The organism is Pseudomonas sp. HOU2 (assembly GCF_040729435.1).
Lineage (GTDB): Bacteria > Pseudomonadota > Gammaproteobacteria > Pseudomonadales > Pseudomonadaceae > Aquipseudomonas.
The window spans coordinates 140,088-155,649 of sequence record NZ_CP160398.1 but is presented as its reverse complement, the minus strand read 5'-3'; the positions used below and the strand labels follow the sequence as shown (position 1 = coordinate 155,649).

Annotated in this window: 12 protein-coding genes; 3 read left to right on the top strand and 9 right to left on the bottom strand. The window is 58.7% G+C overall.

The window, feature by feature from the left end; all coding sequences use genetic code 11:
• Positions 1 to 92: 92 nt before the first annotated feature.
• The 4 genes from ABV589_RS00740 to ABV589_RS00725 are packed head-to-tail and all read right to left on the bottom strand — an operon-like array spanning position 93 to position 3,884.
• Positions 93 to 1,178, bottom strand: coding sequence for a polyamine ABC transporter substrate-binding protein (locus ABV589_RS00740; RefSeq protein ID WP_367084474.1), 1,086 nt, complete (start codon positions 1,176 to 1,178; stop codon positions 93 to 95).
• A gap of 55 nt (positions 1,179 to 1,233) precedes the next feature.
• Complete coding sequence (locus tag ABV589_RS00735) at positions 1,234 to 1,578, bottom strand: cupin domain-containing protein (RefSeq protein WP_367084473.1); 345 nt, start codon at positions 1,576 to 1,578, stop codon at positions 1,234 to 1,236.
• A 31-nt stretch (positions 1,579 to 1,609) separates the two neighbouring features.
• Positions 1,610 to 3,016, bottom strand: a complete 1,407-nt coding sequence (locus ABV589_RS00730; protein ID WP_367084472.1) for an FAD-dependent oxidoreductase — start codon at positions 3,014 to 3,016, stop codon at positions 1,610 to 1,612.
• Between the two features lie 52 nt (positions 3,017 to 3,068).
• On the bottom strand, positions 3,069 to 3,884 hold the full coding sequence (locus ABV589_RS00725) for an AraC family transcriptional regulator (protein WP_007963532.1): 816 nt from the start codon (positions 3,882 to 3,884) through the stop codon (positions 3,069 to 3,071).
• A 263-nt stretch (positions 3,885 to 4,147) separates the two neighbouring features.
• Here ABV589_RS00725 and ABV589_RS00720 point away from each other — a divergent pair, with 263 nt between their 5' ends.
• Positions 4,148 to 4,420, top strand: coding sequence for a DUF1652 domain-containing protein (locus ABV589_RS00720; protein WP_007963535.1), 273 nt, complete (start codon positions 4,148 to 4,150; stop codon positions 4,418 to 4,420).
• A 58-nt stretch (positions 4,421 to 4,478) separates the two neighbouring features.
• Here the strand turns inward: ABV589_RS00720 and ABV589_RS00715 are convergent, their stop codons facing one another.
• Positions 4,479 to 6,953, bottom strand: a complete 2,475-nt coding sequence (locus tag ABV589_RS00715; protein WP_367084471.1) for a UvrD-helicase domain-containing protein — start codon at positions 6,951 to 6,953, stop codon at positions 4,479 to 4,481.
• 278 nt (positions 6,954 to 7,231) lie between these two features.
• Between ABV589_RS00715 and ABV589_RS00710 the strand changes: the two genes are divergently transcribed.
• Positions 7,232 to 7,927 carry a pirin family protein gene (locus tag ABV589_RS00710; protein ID WP_123586423.1) on the top strand — a complete coding sequence of 232 codons (696 nt, stop codon included), beginning with the start codon at positions 7,232 to 7,234 and terminating at the stop codon, positions 7,925 to 7,927.
• A gap of 179 nt (positions 7,928 to 8,106) precedes the next feature.
• On the opposite strand, the gene pgm is transcribed toward ABV589_RS00710, so the two are convergent.
• The 4 genes from pgm to ABV589_RS00690 all read right to left on the bottom strand — a co-directional run bounded on the left by pgm (position 8,107) and on the right by ABV589_RS00690 (position 14,342).
• Positions 8,107 to 9,753, bottom strand: coding sequence for a phosphoglucomutase (alpha-D-glucose-1,6-bisphosphate-dependent) (gene pgm / locus ABV589_RS00705; RefSeq protein ID WP_367084470.1), 1,647 nt, complete (start codon positions 9,751 to 9,753; stop codon positions 8,107 to 8,109).
• A 96-nt stretch (positions 9,754 to 9,849) separates the two neighbouring features.
• A complete protein-coding gene (locus tag ABV589_RS00700) occupies positions 9,850 to 11,250 on the bottom strand; it encodes a PLP-dependent aminotransferase family protein (RefSeq protein ID WP_367084469.1) in 1,401 nt (466 codons plus the stop codon).
• A gap of 48 nt (positions 11,251 to 11,298) precedes the next feature.
• Entirely contained in the window at positions 11,299 to 12,771 is a 1,473-nt protein-coding gene (locus tag ABV589_RS00695) for a hypothetical protein (RefSeq protein WP_367084468.1), read from the bottom strand.
• Between the two features lie 548 nt (positions 12,772 to 13,319).
• Positions 13,320 to 14,342 carry a zinc-dependent alcohol dehydrogenase family protein gene (locus ABV589_RS00690; RefSeq protein ID WP_007963541.1) on the bottom strand — a complete coding sequence of 341 codons (1,023 nt, stop codon included), beginning with the start codon at positions 14,340 to 14,342 and terminating at the stop codon, positions 13,320 to 13,322.
• Positions 14,343 to 14,611: 269 nt separating this feature from the next.
• On the opposite strand from ABV589_RS00690, the gene ABV589_RS00685 reads away from it, so the two are divergent.
• Positions 14,612 to 15,526 (top strand): LysR family transcriptional regulator, encoded by a 915-nt coding sequence (locus ABV589_RS00685; protein WP_027612769.1) that lies wholly within the window; start codon positions 14,612 to 14,614, stop codon positions 15,524 to 15,526.
• Positions 15,527 to 15,562: the final 36 nt, after the last annotated feature.

The following is a 15,562-nucleotide window of genomic DNA, read 5'->3' as shown; positions in this document are numbered from 1 at the left end:
GGAGCTGTCGAGTGGAACGAGGCTGCGATCTTTGGGGTTTCAAGATCAAAAGATCGCAGCCTGCGGCAGCTCCTACAGGGTTTGGGGTTGGCTCAGCTACCGGTGCGAATCTTGTTCCACACCCGCGTGCGGATCCGGTCAATGTTCAGCGGCATGGCCTCCAGCGCAAACAGCTTGCCCATCATCTCCGGGCTCGGATAGACCTTGGTGTCACCCTTGATTGCCGGATCGATCAGGCCATCGGCCTGTTGGTTGCCATTGGCGTAGTGCACGTAATTGCTGATACCGGCCATCACGTCCGGGCGCAGCAGGTAGTTCATGAACGCGTAACCGGCCTTCTCGTCCGGTGCATCGGCGGGCATGGCGACCATGTCGAACCAGATGGCGGCGCCTTCCTTGGGAATCGCATAGCCGATGTCGATACCGTTCTTCGCCTCCTTGGCGCGGTTTTCCGCTTGCAGGATGTCACCGGAAAAACCGACCGCCACGCAGATATCGCCATTGGCCAGGTCGCTGGTGTACTTCGAGGAATGGAAGTAACTGACATAAGGGCGCACTTTCATCAGCAGTGCTTCGGCTTTCTTGTAGTCCTCGGGGTTCTTGCTGTGCGGCGGCAAGCCCAGGTAATTCAGCGCTGCCGGCAGCAGTTCCGGGCCGTTATCGAGAATCGCCACGCCGCACTTCTGCAGTTTTTCCATGTATTCGGGCTTGAAGATCAGGTCCCAGGAATCCACTGGCGCGTTATCACCCAGCACCGCTTTGACCTTGGCGACGTTGTAGCCGATGCCGGTGCTGCCCCACAGATACGGAAAGCCGTGCTCGTTGTTCGGGTCGTTGACCTGCAAGGCCTTGAGCAATACCGGGTTGAGGTTCTTCCAGTTCGGTAACTGGCTCTTGTCGAGCTTCTTCAGCGCCCCGCCCTGGATCTGCCGGGCCATGAAGTGGTTGGAAGGGAACACCACGTCATAACCGGATTTGCCGGTCATCAACTTGCCGTCGAGGGTTTCGTTGCTGTCGTAGACGTCATAGGTGACGCCGATGCCGGTGTCTTTCTGGAAGTTTTTCGTAGTGTCCGGCGCGATGTAGTCGGACCAGTTGTAAATCTTCACCGTTTCGGCGGCATGACTGATAGAGGCGACCAGCAGCAGCGGCGCCAGAGCGAGGGTTTTCTGGATCATGAGGTGATTCCTGTAGTGGCTATTTTTGTTGGCAGGCAATCAAAGGATCAAACAATCAGAAAATAAGGACGTAGGTCTTGCGCACGGTCTCCTGGATATCCCAGATGCCGAGCGTGTTGGCCGGCAACATCAGTGCGTCGCCACCTTGTATGTGCAGGGTTTCGCTGCCGTCGTCGGGGGTGAACGTGCAACGCCCGGAAATGAAATGGCAGAACTCCTGCGCGGTGATCTGCCGGCGCCAGCGCCCCGGGGTGCATTCCCAGACGCCGGTTTCGACGCCGTCATCGCGCTCGACGCTGGTGGTCGAGGCAATCGCGACCGGCTCGCCGATTGGCGCGGCGACCGGGTTGGATTCATCCAGTTGCAGGCTGGCGGTGTTCTTGAACTGCGTAATGCTCATGGTGAGACCTGTCTTGTGAAGAAAACGGCGGTTAGTGCATGAAACCTTCCATGAAGCCCGCGACCTGACTGGCCAGCTTGCGCCGCCACGGTGCGCTGGCCGGATTGGCCAGGGTCTGGTCTTCGTGGACAAAACTTTTGATGATCGCGTTGTAACCGAGCCAGCGGCACGGCTCCGGTTCCCAGGCGCGCAGCGCATGGATCCCGCCGTCCGGCAGCACCCACGGCTGGTGCACCAGTTCGGTATCACGCTCAAGAATCAGATCGGCCAGGGTGCGACCGCCGAGATTGCTGGCCCCCACACCCTCCCCGCCATAGCCGCCGGACAGCGCGATGCCATTGGCGCGATCGCAGAGCATGTGCGGCTTGAAGTGCCGCGACATGCCGAGGTTACCGCCCCAGGCGTGGGTGATCTGCACGTTTTTCAGTTGCGGGAACAGTTCGCCGAACAGATAACGCCGCAGCTCGACTTCATCTCGGGTCAGATCGAAGTTATGGCGCAACTTGCCGGCGAACTGATAACCGCCGCGGGCACCGAAGATCAGACGGTTGTCGGCACTGCGCTGGCCATAGGTGACCTGACGGCTGAACTCGCTGAACGCCTGGCCACGGTTGAGGCCGATTTCATCCCAGGTCGCTGCCGACAACGGTTCGGTGGCGACAATCAGGCTTTGCACCGGCAACTGATAGCGACCCAACGGTGGCAGCGTGACCGAATAGCCTTCGACCGCCGGCACGATCCAGCGACTGCGCACACTGGCCCTGGCCGTGCGCAAACTGCCGGACTGCCAATGCGTTACGGGGCTGTTTTCGTAGATCTTCACGCCCATGTTCTGCACGGTACGCGCCAGACCGCGCACCAGTTTCGCCGGGTGAATGGTCGCCACGTGCGGTGCATAGATGCCGCCGTAGGGTTTCGCCACGCGAATCTGTTGCGCCAGTTGCTCGGGGCTCAGCCAGCGGTAATCGTTGTCGGTCAGACCCTGGGCGTGCAGTTTGTCGAGGTATTCGCGCAGGCTGGCTTCCTGCTCCGGGTAGCGGGCGGCGCAGTACAGCACCCCGCCCTTGCGGTAATCGCAGTGGATACCCTCACGTTCGAGGACAACTTCCACTTCATCCGGGATGCTGTGCAGCAGATCAAACGAGGCGCGACGTTGTTCTGGAGAGAGCCCGGCGAGCAGTCGATCCTCGCCCAGCAGGTTGCCCATCAGCCAGCCGCCATTGCGCCCGGACGCACCGAATCCGGCGGTTTGCGCCTCGACGATGGCGATATCCAGACCCGGAGCGAGTTTTTTCAGGTAGTACGCGGTCCACAGCCCGGTGTAACCGGCGCCGATGATGGCCACGTCGACATCCAGATCCTGCTCCAGCGCCGGCCGCGCGGTGAGCGGCTCGTCGAGTTGATCCATCCACAAACTGATAGTGCGCCACGCCGGCATGCAAGACTCCGCCACTGAAAACCTTCGATGGCGTCGATCCTAGTGCGTGACTTCAATGACTGTCTTGCGCGCGTGCCCGCAAAGAAATTTGTTTGGCGTAGGCCTTCGGCGACTGACCGGTGTGTTGGCGGAAACAACTGTAGAACGCTGACAGCGAGTTGAAACCGGCGGCAAACGCCAGTTCGTCGATACGCAGCGGTGGCGTGGCCTGATCCAGCGACTTGAGCAAGTGCTGCAGGCGCGCCTGATTGACGTAGCGGTAAAAGCTCTGACCCAGCACCTGATTGAGCAGGTAGGAAATCTGATTGCGGCTGTATCCGCACTCCTTTGCCACCCGTTGCAGGTCCAGTTCCGGGTCGAGATACGGTTGCTGGCGTTCGAAGTACTGCTGCAGGTCTTCGGCCATGAAACTGATCTGGCGCGGTGACAGCCCCAGGCGACTCACCGCCGGGCGCTCACTCGGTGCGGCGGCGCCATTGGTTTGTGCGCGAACCAGCGAAGCGTATTCGTTGACCCGCCAGATCAATCCGTCCTTGACCGTGATCGCTTCGCTGGAACGGAACGACACCAGCCCGTCGCCGCCGCGCAGGGTCACTTCGTACTGAATGAAGGCGGTGTTGCCATCCACGCGAATCCGGTCGCAATGCTCCAGCGCTTCGTCGGATTCTCGCGGCATGCTCACGCGCACGTACTCGCGCAATTCGTCGAGGCCGAGGATCCGGTTCTGGAAGAAATCGTTGTACTGGACGTCCGGGTGATACAGCGCCATGACGCTGTCCAGATCGCGGTGTTTCCAGCTCAGGTGATAGCGCATGACCGTGGCAGCCGTGGCCGGGGTCTGTTCTGGGCCGTCATCGTCGGCGTGCATAAAGGGCTCTGCGCAAAAGAGTCGAGCTTGCCCAACTTCGTCGAAACGATCAACGAGCAAACCGTAGTGGCCTTTTGGCGATGACTGTTCAAGGCGTGACTTACATCAAAAAATGCGAAGCAATCGCAAAATGAACTGAAAAATCTCACGGAAAATTCACATGCGGATGCTACTTTTAACCTCACTGACCGGTTGAGCCAATGAAGGCTCTTCCCACCTAACATGAGCAAACGGAAGCGCTCGATGAAGAAGGCGGGCAACACATGAATAAAGGTTCCAGTAAAGTCACGTTCCCTAACGCGTGCCAGCTGATGCGCTGGCATTTTCATCCCATGGGTTTCGAAGCGACGATGGATGCACCGGGCAGCATGATTGCTCGTCTGTTTGATCGTGCCAGCGGCGAAACCATGATCGCCATCGCGGGCATTCCGTGTGCCACGGTGATGAACGCGGCGGATGTCGAGCGCATTATCGAAGCGGTGGAAGATGAACTGGAGGCTTTCATTCCTCCGGAATCCTTCAGGAGTTACGCTTAACCTGCTGTTTTTAATAAAAAAGCCCGCCAATTTAGGCGGGCTTTTTTGCGCGTGCGTGTTATGCGGTTTGCGGCTGTTTTCGCTGATCGACGAAGAACGCCTTGCCTTGGGCTACGCGGTCAGACGCTCTGGGCATGTTGACTGCCTGGGTGTCCTGCGGCTCGACATACCAGTAGCAATGACTGACCGCCCGTGTGATGCCAACGTAGGCCAGCCGCAGGATCTCGTCCTTCTGCGCCGAGTCATAAGGCTCGCTGTCGCCAGCCTTGCCCAGGCCAGCCATGCGATACACCTGGTTCTTGTACGGCGAACTGGTCAGATGCTGGCAATCACCCAGCAGAAACACCGCATCGGCTTGCAGACCTTTGGCACTGTGGAAGGTCAATTGCTTCAGGCGACGAGCCTCGTACGGCAAACTCGAATCAACATTAACTACAGGCTGAATATGCTGCTCAATCAATGATTTATCACTGCTTTTTCGATAAAGCATCAAGATTGAATCGCCGCGATTGTAATGTTCAGCCAGGCGCTGCCCCAAAGCCTGATCATCGCGTTCCAGCACATTGACTGGCTGCAATGCCTTGGGGGCACCGCTGGCCTTGGCCTTCTTCCCGGGAATTGCCGGCGCAGCGCGGACGATGTGTTCCGCAGCATCGATGATGTGCTGATGGCTGCGATAGTTGTCGCTGAGCATCACCCGTGTAGTGCTCGGTGACGGGAATTCCTTGTTGAACTCCATGAAGTAACTCGGCGAACTGCCGCGCCAGCCGTAGATCGATTGCCAGTCGTCACCGACGCACAGCAACGACGAACGTTGCGCGCCCCGCCCGACGTGCATGGCCGGGCCGCGACTGCGGATTTCCGTCAGGCTGGCGCGAATCCACGAAACGATCTGCGGCGATACGTCCTGAAACTCGTCAATCATCAGGTGCGACATCGGTCGCAGCAGCTCATTGCTGAGCAGCTTGAGATTCTCCGGCGAATGTTCGCTGAACAGCGCAAACATGCGGTTGTAGGTCATCACTGGCGGCTTCTGATCGAGCAGATGATCTTCAAGGGCACGCCAGAACAGGCTCAGCGCTTCGAAGAAAAACCGGTCGGGATCGTCTTTGGCAAAACTCATGCGGCCGACGGCATCCGGCACGTCCAGCCCAAGGTTTTCGATAAAGCCGGCCGCCGCGACAAAACAGTCCAGTAGCGGCGCTGAAGCCAACTCGCCTTTGACCTTGTAATCAAACCCCGGCCCGGCGCTTGCGTCACCGGCCAATGTCGACAAAACCCGCTTTGATGCCTCGTATGTGTCCAGCCAAATCAATGGCTTGCGACAGAAAGCTTGAAACAGGGTGCGCTTCACAGCCCATTCAGCGCGCACGCTGAGTTTGGCGTTGGGACGGCAGATTTGCGGGTTTTCCCGGGGATCGAAGCCGAGTACCACCCAGGCATCGAGGCTGGGAATATAGCCATGGCAGTGAAAGGTCGACCCATTGATCTCGAAGGTCTGGCGGCTGGGTTCGATGCCTTTGATCGGCCAGGCACCGGCACGAAACCAAAGGTCTTCGATGGCGTCGCACAGTTCCTCGTCGCGCTTGGCCGCCAGCTCGGTCACTGCTACGCGCTTTTGCACGTCAGGATGATCGCGCTCCAGTTCCTTGAGCTGCAAACCCGCCTTGGCCAATGGCTGAATCAACTGGCGGAAACGTTCGTCATCATTGAATAACCGGTGGTAGCAAGCGTTGAGCTGCTGGCGTTGGGCATCGTTGATGCGCAGATCGAACGGGTTGCTGTCGACCTCTTCGTCAGCACCTTGTGGCCGATTGCTGAGATTTTCAAAAGCCTGCAAGCGCTCGAACCCCGGCAGGCTGCGGACCATCGGCAAAATGCGTGAGTGAAAGGTGCGCACCAGTTCCCGCGCCTGTTTCAGGCTTAACGGTTGGCCCCACAGCGCGAACATCTCGATCAGCTTATTGATGAAATCCTTGCGCGACTCACGAGTGAAGGTCACCACGGTCATCGAATCCAGCTCAAAGCCCAGATAATGCGTGAGCAACAGGATACGCAGCACCAGCGTGGTCGACTTGCCTGCCCCGGCCCCGGCGATCACCGAAGTCGAGGGAGTGTCGCTGAAGATCATCTTCCATTGTGCGAGGCTTGGCTGGGCATGCGCGGGCAGCAGGCGCGCTACGTCGGCTTTCATGCGTTTCTTCAGCTCGGCACTGAGTGGCAGGCGCCAGTCGTCGAACAGATGATTATCGACGCTCGGCGGACGATGCTCGGTGCTGCGGCTGTCGCGAATCAATAGAACCTGGCGACCTTCCTCCAGCCCTTCAAGTTTTCCCTCCTTGAAACCGTACTCCACACCCGCAGTGTGGCCGCTGCGAAAACCGTCAGCCTGGCCGTGTAGCCAAGAGGCACGGTGCTGGGCGCGCAAACGCGTCAGGCCATGGCCGAAGAAGCGCGCGGCCAGCCGCTTGAACCAAGGCATTTCGGCCAATGGACGAAGTTCGGGAGGAAGATCAAGAGTGTGTTGCGCCACGCTGAGGGGCTCCAGTGTGTGAGGCTGTTGGGGCTATGGTGTCTTTATTTGCCCATGAGTTCTAGCGAAATGCTTACAGGTCATTGGTTTAGGCGATGAACTGAAAGTTGGGTGAGATCGTTTCGAGCCGGTTTCCCATCAACGAATTCGATGAGAATGCCGCACTTTTTACGCTTTTTCTCGATGGTTGACTGATGAATGATGCCCGTCATTAACCGACGGTCTCGCTTCGTGGCTCTGGCGTTACGCCCCATGACGAACCTTTTGAGGAGACGATCATGCTTGAACTCAGACCTTTCAACACGCTGGGCGGCGCTCATCACGGCTGGTTGGATGCCCATCACCACTTTTCGTTCGCCGAATACTACGACCCGCAACGCATGAACTGGGGCAATCTGCGGGTGTGGAACGATGACGTGATCGCCGCCGGCACCGGTTTCCCGCTGCACCCGCACCGCGACATGGAAATCATCACCTACGTGCGTGAAGGTGCGATTACCCACCAGGACAACCTTGGCAACAAGGGACGCACTGAAGCCGGCGACGTGCAGGTCATGAGCGCCGGTACCGGCATCGCTCACAGCGAATACAACCTGGAAGACAAAGAAACGCGAATTTTCCAGATCTGGATTTTGCCGACGGAAACTGGCGCGCCACCTTCATGGGGTGCCAAACCTTTCCCCAAAGGCCAGCGCGAAGGCTTCGTGACCCTGGCCAGCGGCAAGGATGGCGACGACCAGAGCCTGCGCATTCGCGGTGATGCGCGTTTGGTCGCGGCCAATCTCAAGGCCGGAGAAACAGCTGAATATCAGCTGGATGCCGGACGTCGAGCGTATCTGGTACCCGCCACCGGTCTGATTGAAGTCAATGGCTTGCGCGCACAAGCTCGCGATGGCGTTGCCGTCGAGCATGAGTCGGTGCTCACGGTGACGGCGCTGGAAGACAGCGAAATCGTCTTGGTGGATCTGGCTTAGATTGCGGGTATGAAAAAGGGTGACCAATTGGGTCACCCTTTTTACACGTGATTTAACGGCCGCCAACCTTGTGGCGAGGGAGCTTGCTCCCGCCGGGGCGCGAAGCGTCCCTGTTTTTGCGACTGCTTCGCAGCCGAGCGGGAGCAAGCTCCCTCGCCACAGTTTTTCGGTGATTAGTACTATTTCGTAGAAATAGCACCATCCACCAGGGTTTGCGCTTCAGCCACCAGTTGCTTGAGGTGGTCGTCGCCAATGAAGCTTTCGGCGTAGATCTTGTAGATGTCTTCGGTGCCCGAAGGTCGCGCGGCGAACCAGCCGTTTTCGGTCATCACCTTCAGACCACCAATGGCCTGATCGTTGCCCGGCGCATGGCTGAGAATGCTCTGAATCTTCTCGCCTGCCAGCTCGGTCGACGTCACTTGCTCAGGCGACAGCTTGCTCAGCAGGGCTTTCTGCTCAGGGTTGGCCTTGGCATCGACGCGCACCGAGAACGGTTCGCCGAGTTCATCGGTCAGGGCGCGATAGGCCTGGCTTGGATCACGGCCGGTACGAGCGGTCATTTCGGCCGCCAGCAACGCCGGAATCAGACCGTCCTTGTCGGTGCTCCAGACGCCGCCATCCTTGCGCAGGAACGAAGCGCCAGCACTCTCCTCGCCACCAAAACCCAGCGAGCCATCGAACAGGCCATCGGCAAACCATTTGAAACCGACCGGCACTTCGTACAGACGACGTCCCAGGCGCTTGGCCACGCGATCGATCAGGCCACTGCTGACCACGGTTTTACCCACGGCGGCGGCGGCGCGCCATTGCGGACGGTTCTGGAACAGATAGTCGATGGACACCGCCAGATAGTTGTTCGGTGCCAGCAGACCACCCGACGGAGTGACGATGCCATGACGATCGTGATCCGGGTCGCAGGCGAAGGCCACGTCGTAACGTTCCTTGAGGCCGATCAAACCTTGCATGGCATGGCTGGACGACGGGTCCATGCGAATCTGTCCATCCCAGTCGACCGTCATGAAGCGGAAAGTCGGATCGACCTGCTTGTTCACCACATCCAGATCGAGACGGTAATGCTCGGCAATCGCCGACCAGTAGCGCACCCCTGCTCCGCCCAACGGGTCTACGCCCAGACGCAGCTTGGCATCACGGATGGCATCGAAGTCGATCACATTGATCAGGTCAGCGACGTAAGTGTTCAGATAGTCATGACGGTGGGTGGTACTGGCCTTGAGCGCCTGCTCGTAGCTGATGCGTTTGACACCTGCCAGTTTGTTGGCCAGCAGTTCGTTGGCCTTGGCTTCGATCCACTTGGTGATGTGGGTATCGGCCGGGCCGCCGTTGGTAGGGTTGTATTTGTAACCCCCGCTTTGTGGCGGGTTGTGCGACGGCGTAATCACGATGCCATCGGCCAGGCCCGAGGTGCGGCCACGGTTGTAGCAGAGAATTGCATGTGAAACCGCAGGTGTCGGCGTGTATTCGTCACCTTCGGCGATCATGACGGTCACGCCATTGGCCGCAAGCACCTCCAGCGCACTGGCGCCGGCCGGGGTCGACAGCGCATGGGTGTCGATACCGACGAACAACGGGCCATCGATGCCCTGGGCTTCGCGGTACAGGCAGATCGCCTGGCTGATTGCCAGAACGTGCCATTCATTGAAACTCAGATCGAAAGAGCTGCCGCGGTGACCGGAAGTACCAAACGCCACACGCTGGGTGGAAATCGAAGCGTCCGGTTGGCCGGTGTAATAAGCCGTTACCAGTCGCGGGATATCGACCAACAATTCTGCCGGTGCCGGTTTGCCCGCAAAAGGACTGATAGTCATGCAAAACCTCTGAAATAGAGTGGTTCAGGAAATACAGCGCAGTTTACTGGCAGTTTGACCGCAGCGCGACGGGATCTATCCGACAGATTTCAACGTTCATTCAAGCGGTGCCAGCCGCAGTGCATCAGCCAACAAGGCGATCGCTACGGCCAACCCGGTTTCGCCATGATCCAGCAGGTTCAGGCGCAGATGACGACGGTGCAATCCCTGCAAGCTGAACAGTTCGCCCGGCGCGATCAATACCTGTTGCCTGAGCAGGCGCTGAAACACATCGCGCATCTCCACCGGACGCAGCGCCCGCACCCAGACCGTCGCACCGCCCTGCGGCTCGACAACCTGCAGCGCATCACCCAAGCGCTCGCGCAGCAAGTGGATCATCGGGGTTCGACGCTCCTTGAGCAGCCGGCGCAGCACATTCAGATGCTGATCAACCCGACCGTTTGCGTACAGTCGGGCAATCGCCTTCTGGCGGATGGGTGACAGTCGGAACGAGCGCATCAGAAAATGCCGCAACAGTTCGCTTTTCCATTGGCGCGACAGTACGAACCCGTAAGGTGCCTCGATGCCGATGGTTTTCTCGAACGTTGAGAAGATCAACAGCCGGTCAGGATCCAGCCGATCACGCAAACGCTCGTCGCCCATGATCTCGCCAAGCTCGCCATAGCAATCGTTCTCCAGCACCCAGGTGCCATGTTCGGCAAGCATGCTGGCGATGATGTTGCGGTTTTCCGCAGGAGCCTGCGTACCGCGCGGCATGGACAAGCCCGAAGACAGCAGAATCAACCGTACGTTTTCAGTGTTGAGCAGTGCTTCCAGGCGTTGCGGTTCCAGCCCTCCACAGGCCTGCAACGGCAGTTCGATCACCCGCACCTCTGCCGCCTGCAGCAATCGCAATATCACCCAGTCACAGGGCGACTCGACCAGAATGGTGGCGTGTTTGAGCTGCAGAACAGCCACCAGGATCTCCAGTACTCCGCGCAAATCCGCGCCGATATAGACATCCTCGGCGTGCCAGCACTGTCTCGGCGAGGTGGTGTAACGAGCCGCGAGGACGGCGCGCAACTCCAGCTCACCGCAGGGCTGATCGAGCAACGGCGGCTTGCGGGGGTACTGACGCAGCAGTTCGCGTTCCAGCAACAGCAATGGACTGTCCAGCGATTGCACTGAAACCGGGTCTTCTGCGCTCAACAAGCGCATCCCCGGGCGTCGCGCATTGACGTAGAGCGCCTCAAGCAGATCGTTGCCAACGGCCTGAGGTGTCAGCCCCGCAACCGCTTGGGCGTAGTACCCGGACTTGGCGACGGAATAGACCCGCCCTTCTTTCTCCAGCAGCGAATACGCGTATTGAATGGTCGAGATCGATACGTTCAGGCGATCTGCCAACTGCCGCAGTGACGGCAGCCTGAGGTTGCCTGCTTCGGCCGAATCCGCGATCAGTCGTATCAAGTAGCGATAGACGGCCTGATAAGCGAAACCCGACTCCCGCACTGCTTTCATGAGCCCAATACCATTGACACCGATGCGGGGAAAAATTGATCGCTCACCTCAACGTTCCGCTGACCGGTCACCCATGCTGGCGTCGATACCATCAGGTCCTGCAGTTTGCAGTGCGGTATCCGTTGCGTGCAGACCTGCCCCGCGCACCGGCAATGACTCCATGGCGTAGAGACGACAGATCAGCCTGACCGGCAATCCACTGACATCCGTCATCCATTGCAGCACTTGCTCCGGGCCGTGCAGCCCCTGCATGGCCCTATGCAGATCGGGCATCGCCACCAACATGCCGGGATGACAGCTGCGCAGGAACCGTTCGAGGCTGGCTCCACGGTTGATAAAAGGCGAGAACAACAGGCAGACCCATTGGGTTTCATTCAAGCCGTACGTTGTTTGAATGCAGTTCGCCGCCGACTCGCGCAGCTCATCAAGCGCGGGTGGCTGTCCCAATCGGGCAATCATCTGCTCGCATACCGCTTCCGGAACCCGTTGCTGCTGCATCGTCACCAGCATGTGCTGAACATGTTGCGAAAACCCGGCTTCATAGCTGCGGCCATCGACGAACTCGGCCTCCAGCCCGCGCAAATGGGCCTCGATCAATGGGTCGGCGTATTCGCCCCCGCCCTGGTGGAACACCCATTCCTCGGCCTGGAACCCGAGAAACTCGCTGAGCAGCGGCCAGCGCTCTTCCAGGTTGCCCACCGCCATGTCGTGAATGTCGACAAACGTGGTGCGACGGCAGGACTCGAAACTGTCCTCGGGACGCCAGCACAACCGTTCGGCTTCGGCGTAAAAACCGCGGTACAAGTCCCCTCCCAGCCCGTCGAGCAGGGCGAACAATTCATCGAATGTCCCGGTATTGGGCGGTAGCGCACCGATGCCTGCCTTTTGCACCGCATGATCGAGGTTGTCGATGAATTGTTTCTGGCGTCGCAGCGACTCACTCGCCACCCAGGCATCAACACCGTTGCCCCAGCGAGCGATCTGCCCGCAAAACTCCGCCCAGGCCAGGCAGGCGTCGTCCCACAACTCGAGCTTCTCGTCCCTGGCCCGTCGATGCCCCATCATCAGCAGGTTGGTGCGATTGGCTTGCGTACTGTCCTTGTCAGGTGGCGCCAGGTGATCGAATGGCAACACGTGACGATGATCCACCATCAGCAACTCGACACGCGGGTCGTCATACAGGAACAGGGCAGCGAAACTGCGGTGCATATTGCTGGATGCCGCCCCCGATTCGCTCCTGCGCAACATGGCCACACGCAACTGAAAAGTGGCCGGTGCGCGGCCGGCGATACTCAGCTGCGCGGCGCGCAGCAGCGCCAGGGTGTAGCAACTGTCACGGGTACCGGACGGTGTCACCATGACCTTGTAGTCACCCATGCGCTCCATTCCTCCGGCGGCGACCACCAGCCGTTGAATCAGCAATTGCAGCGCTGTCCGTTCGGCTCTCGAAAAGAAACTCAACAGACGCTGCAATACCTGCTGGTAGACATAGTTCATTGCCTGATCATGGATCGTGCTCATCAGTACTTTACCCGGCGTAAAAAATTCATATCGCGCATCAGCGATGACGCTGGCGCAATAAATTCATCAATAAGTAATAGACGATCAAATACTAACACTTATGGTTTTGTAGTTATTTGAAACACTTGACGCGAAGAAGTCGGTAGAGCCACCACCCTAGGTGACGCAAACCCCCGCCACCATTGAGTTTTTCCGGGCACAAAAATATCTGAGGAAACTTCTTACAGCGTCCCACGAATATTGAGTACAAGAAAAGCAGAACGACAATAGGAAATAACCTACGGCCATTAAACAGAAATCGGTATATCGCCCACGAGAGAACATATTAAACGCGCAACGGAAAACAGAATGCACAGACATGGCTCATTCCTTGAGATGAAAGTAATCATTCAATTATCAGGGCTTATATGACGATTAGAAGATACAGATGGCAGACAAAAACCGGTTCAGATGTACAACCGGCCACGCACCATGCTCGGTATGTCTGATTATTTGCGAGGGGTAAAACGCAAGAGTCCGTGGGGGTCACGGACTCTGTTCGGAGGGAATTACGCGGGTTCGACCTGCAGGGCGACCCGTTCACGGCATGGGCATTCGTCCATATAGCGGTGTGCTTCGACGAAATCGTTGAACGGGAAGACCCGAGTCTTGAGTGGCAGCAGCACGCGGTCAGCCGTCAACTGATTGATATCACGCAGGGCACGTTGCAAGGCGACGTGATCCTGAACAATGCCCAACTCTGGTTTACCGGTGAAATTACCGATACAGTGCACGAAGAACTGGATGTTCTTCTGGAACGCCGCGCAGGCCGGGAAAGGTGTCTGGTTCCCGCCTTGCAGGCCATACAGAACGAGGCTGCCACGCGGTGCGAGCACATCGCCGAGCAACGACATCTGCGGACCACCAAGACCGTCGAACACCACATCGACACCACGGTTGTCAGTGATCTTGTTGATTCGCATCAACAGATCTTCTTCCTCGGTAACAATGACTTTCTCGGCGCCCAGGGACAGCAGGTATTCACGTTCCTCTGCGGTTTTCGTCGCGGCAATCACCCGTACACCCATGGCCTTGCCCAGCTGGACAAAGGAAGGACCGGCGCAGTGGCTGGCATCAGTGACCAGGGCAAACTGCCCGGGTTTGACCCGCGCCAGATCGGCATAAGCGAAATAGGCGATCAACAGCGGTGTGTAATGCACGCTGGCTTCGACCGGGCTGAGCACATCCGGATAGCGGGTCAGCGCGGTGCGTGGCAGCACGATCTGCTCGCCATACACCGGGTAGTCGTTCGGGCTTTCGGCCGGAAAACTCGCCACCTTGTCGCCCACCGACAGATCGTCCACACCGTCACCGACGGCGGTCACCACACCGGCCATTTCATGGCCGAGACCGGACGGCAGGCGTGCCTGGGACGAGGCCAGGTTCTGACGCCAGAGAATGTCGTACCAGCTGATGCCGATCGCCTCGACACGCACCTGCACTTCGCCAGGACCTGGCTGAGCGGCCGCATGCTCTTCGCATTTGAGCACCTCGGCCGGACCAAACTTGTGAAAACGGATCGTGCGGGACATCGCAAACCTCGTCAAAGTAACCTCTAATGCCCTGAACTCTATCTGGGCTTTTGACCCAAGACTATCAGTGGCTATTAATAGTCGACATGCCTGTCATTGATTCCGCAGTATGAACGGCATTGGCAAAATCGATGAAAAAATACCGCAACCGGCCCGGTAAAGCTGAATTTAGCGGTGCAGAGTACCAGCCTTTCCCCGTAATATTCATGCCGGCCATTGTTCTCATATGGTCGCTCTCGTCAAGCTTGATGACTCTGCCAGGACTCCAGATGAATCGTAATGACCTGCGTCGTGTCGACCTGAACCTGTTGATCGTATTCGAAACGTTGATGCACGAACGCAGCGTGACCCGCGCCGCCGAGAAGCTGTTTCTTGGCCAGCCGGCGATCAGTGCGGCGCTCTCGCGCCTGCGCAGCCTGTTCGATGACCCGTTGTTCGTGCGCACCGGACGCAGCATGGAACCGTCCGCCCGCGCGGTGGAAATCTTCGCCCTGCTCTCCCCGGCGCTCGACTCGATTTCAACGGCTGTCAGCCGCGCGGCGGAATTCGACCCGGCCACCAGCACTTCGGTGTTTCGCATCGGCCTGTCCGACGACGTCGAATTCGCCCTGCTGCCGATGCTGCTCAAACGCCTGCGCGCCGAAGCACCGGGCATCGTCCTCGTCGTGCGTCGCGTCAACTACATATTGATGCCGGGCCTGCTGGCCTCCGGCGAAATCTCCATCGGCGTCAGCTACACCACCGACCTGCCGGCCAACGCCAAGCGCAAGGTGCTACGGCGCAGCCAGCCGAAACTGCTGCGCGCCGACACCGTGCCGGGGCCGCTGAGCCTGGATGACTATTGCGCACGTCCGCATGCGCTGGTGTCGTTCGCCGGCGACCTCAGTGGCTTCATCGATGAAGAGCTGGAAAAACTCGGCCGCAAACGCCACGTGGTACTGGCTGTGCCGCAGTTCAATGGCTTGAGCACATTACTCGCGGGCACTGACATTGTTGCGACCGTGCCGGATTACACCGCTGATGCACTGACGGCTGCCGGCGGCGTGCGGGCGGAGGATCCGCCGCTACCGACGCGTACGTTTGAGCTGCATATGGCGTGGCGTGGATCGCAGGATAATGATCCGGGGGAGCGTTGGTTGCGGTCGCGGATTCAGATGTTTTTTGGCGATCCTGAAAGTCTCTAGGCGTCGCTGGGCAGGCTGTGCGGCTGATCATTTCTG

Bases quoted from the DNA above. Each gene is read 5' to 3' on its own strand.
- ABV589_RS00740 (WP_367084474.1), bottom strand. From the start codon at position 1,178: ATGATCCAGAAAACCCTCGCTCTGGCGCCGCTGCTGCTGGTCGCCTCT.
- ABV589_RS00735 (WP_367084473.1), bottom strand. From the start codon at position 1,578: ATGAGCATTACGCAGTTCAAGAACACCGCCAGCCTGCAACTGGATGAA.
- ABV589_RS00730 (WP_367084472.1), bottom strand. From the start codon at position 3,016: ATGCCGGCGTGGCGCACTATCAGTTTGTGGATGGATCAACTCGACGAG.
- ABV589_RS00725 (WP_007963532.1), bottom strand. From the start codon at position 3,884: ATGCACGCCGACGATGACGGCCCAGAACAGACCCCGGCCACGGCTGCC.
- ABV589_RS00720 (WP_007963535.1), top strand. From the start codon at position 4,148: ATGAATAAAGGTTCCAGTAAAGTCACGTTCCCTAACGCGTGCCAGCTG.
- ABV589_RS00710 (WP_123586423.1), top strand. From the start codon at position 7,232: ATGCTTGAACTCAGACCTTTCAACACGCTGGGCGGCGCTCATCACGGC.
- pgm (WP_367084470.1), bottom strand. From the start codon at position 9,753: ATGACTATCAGTCCTTTTGCGGGCAAACCGGCACCGGCAGAATTGTTG.
- ABV589_RS00700 (WP_367084469.1), bottom strand. From the start codon at position 11,250: ATGAAAGCAGTGCGGGAGTCGGGTTTCGCTTATCAGGCCGTCTATCGC.
- ABV589_RS00695 (WP_367084468.1), bottom strand. From the start codon at position 12,771: ATGAGCACGATCCATGATCAGGCAATGAACTATGTCTACCAGCAGGTA.
- ABV589_RS00690 (WP_007963541.1), bottom strand. From the start codon at position 14,342: ATGTCCCGCACGATCCGTTTTCACAAGTTTGGTCCGGCCGAGGTGCTC.
- ABV589_RS00685 (WP_027612769.1), top strand. From the start codon at position 14,612: ATGAATCGTAATGACCTGCGTCGTGTCGACCTGAACCTGTTGATCGTA.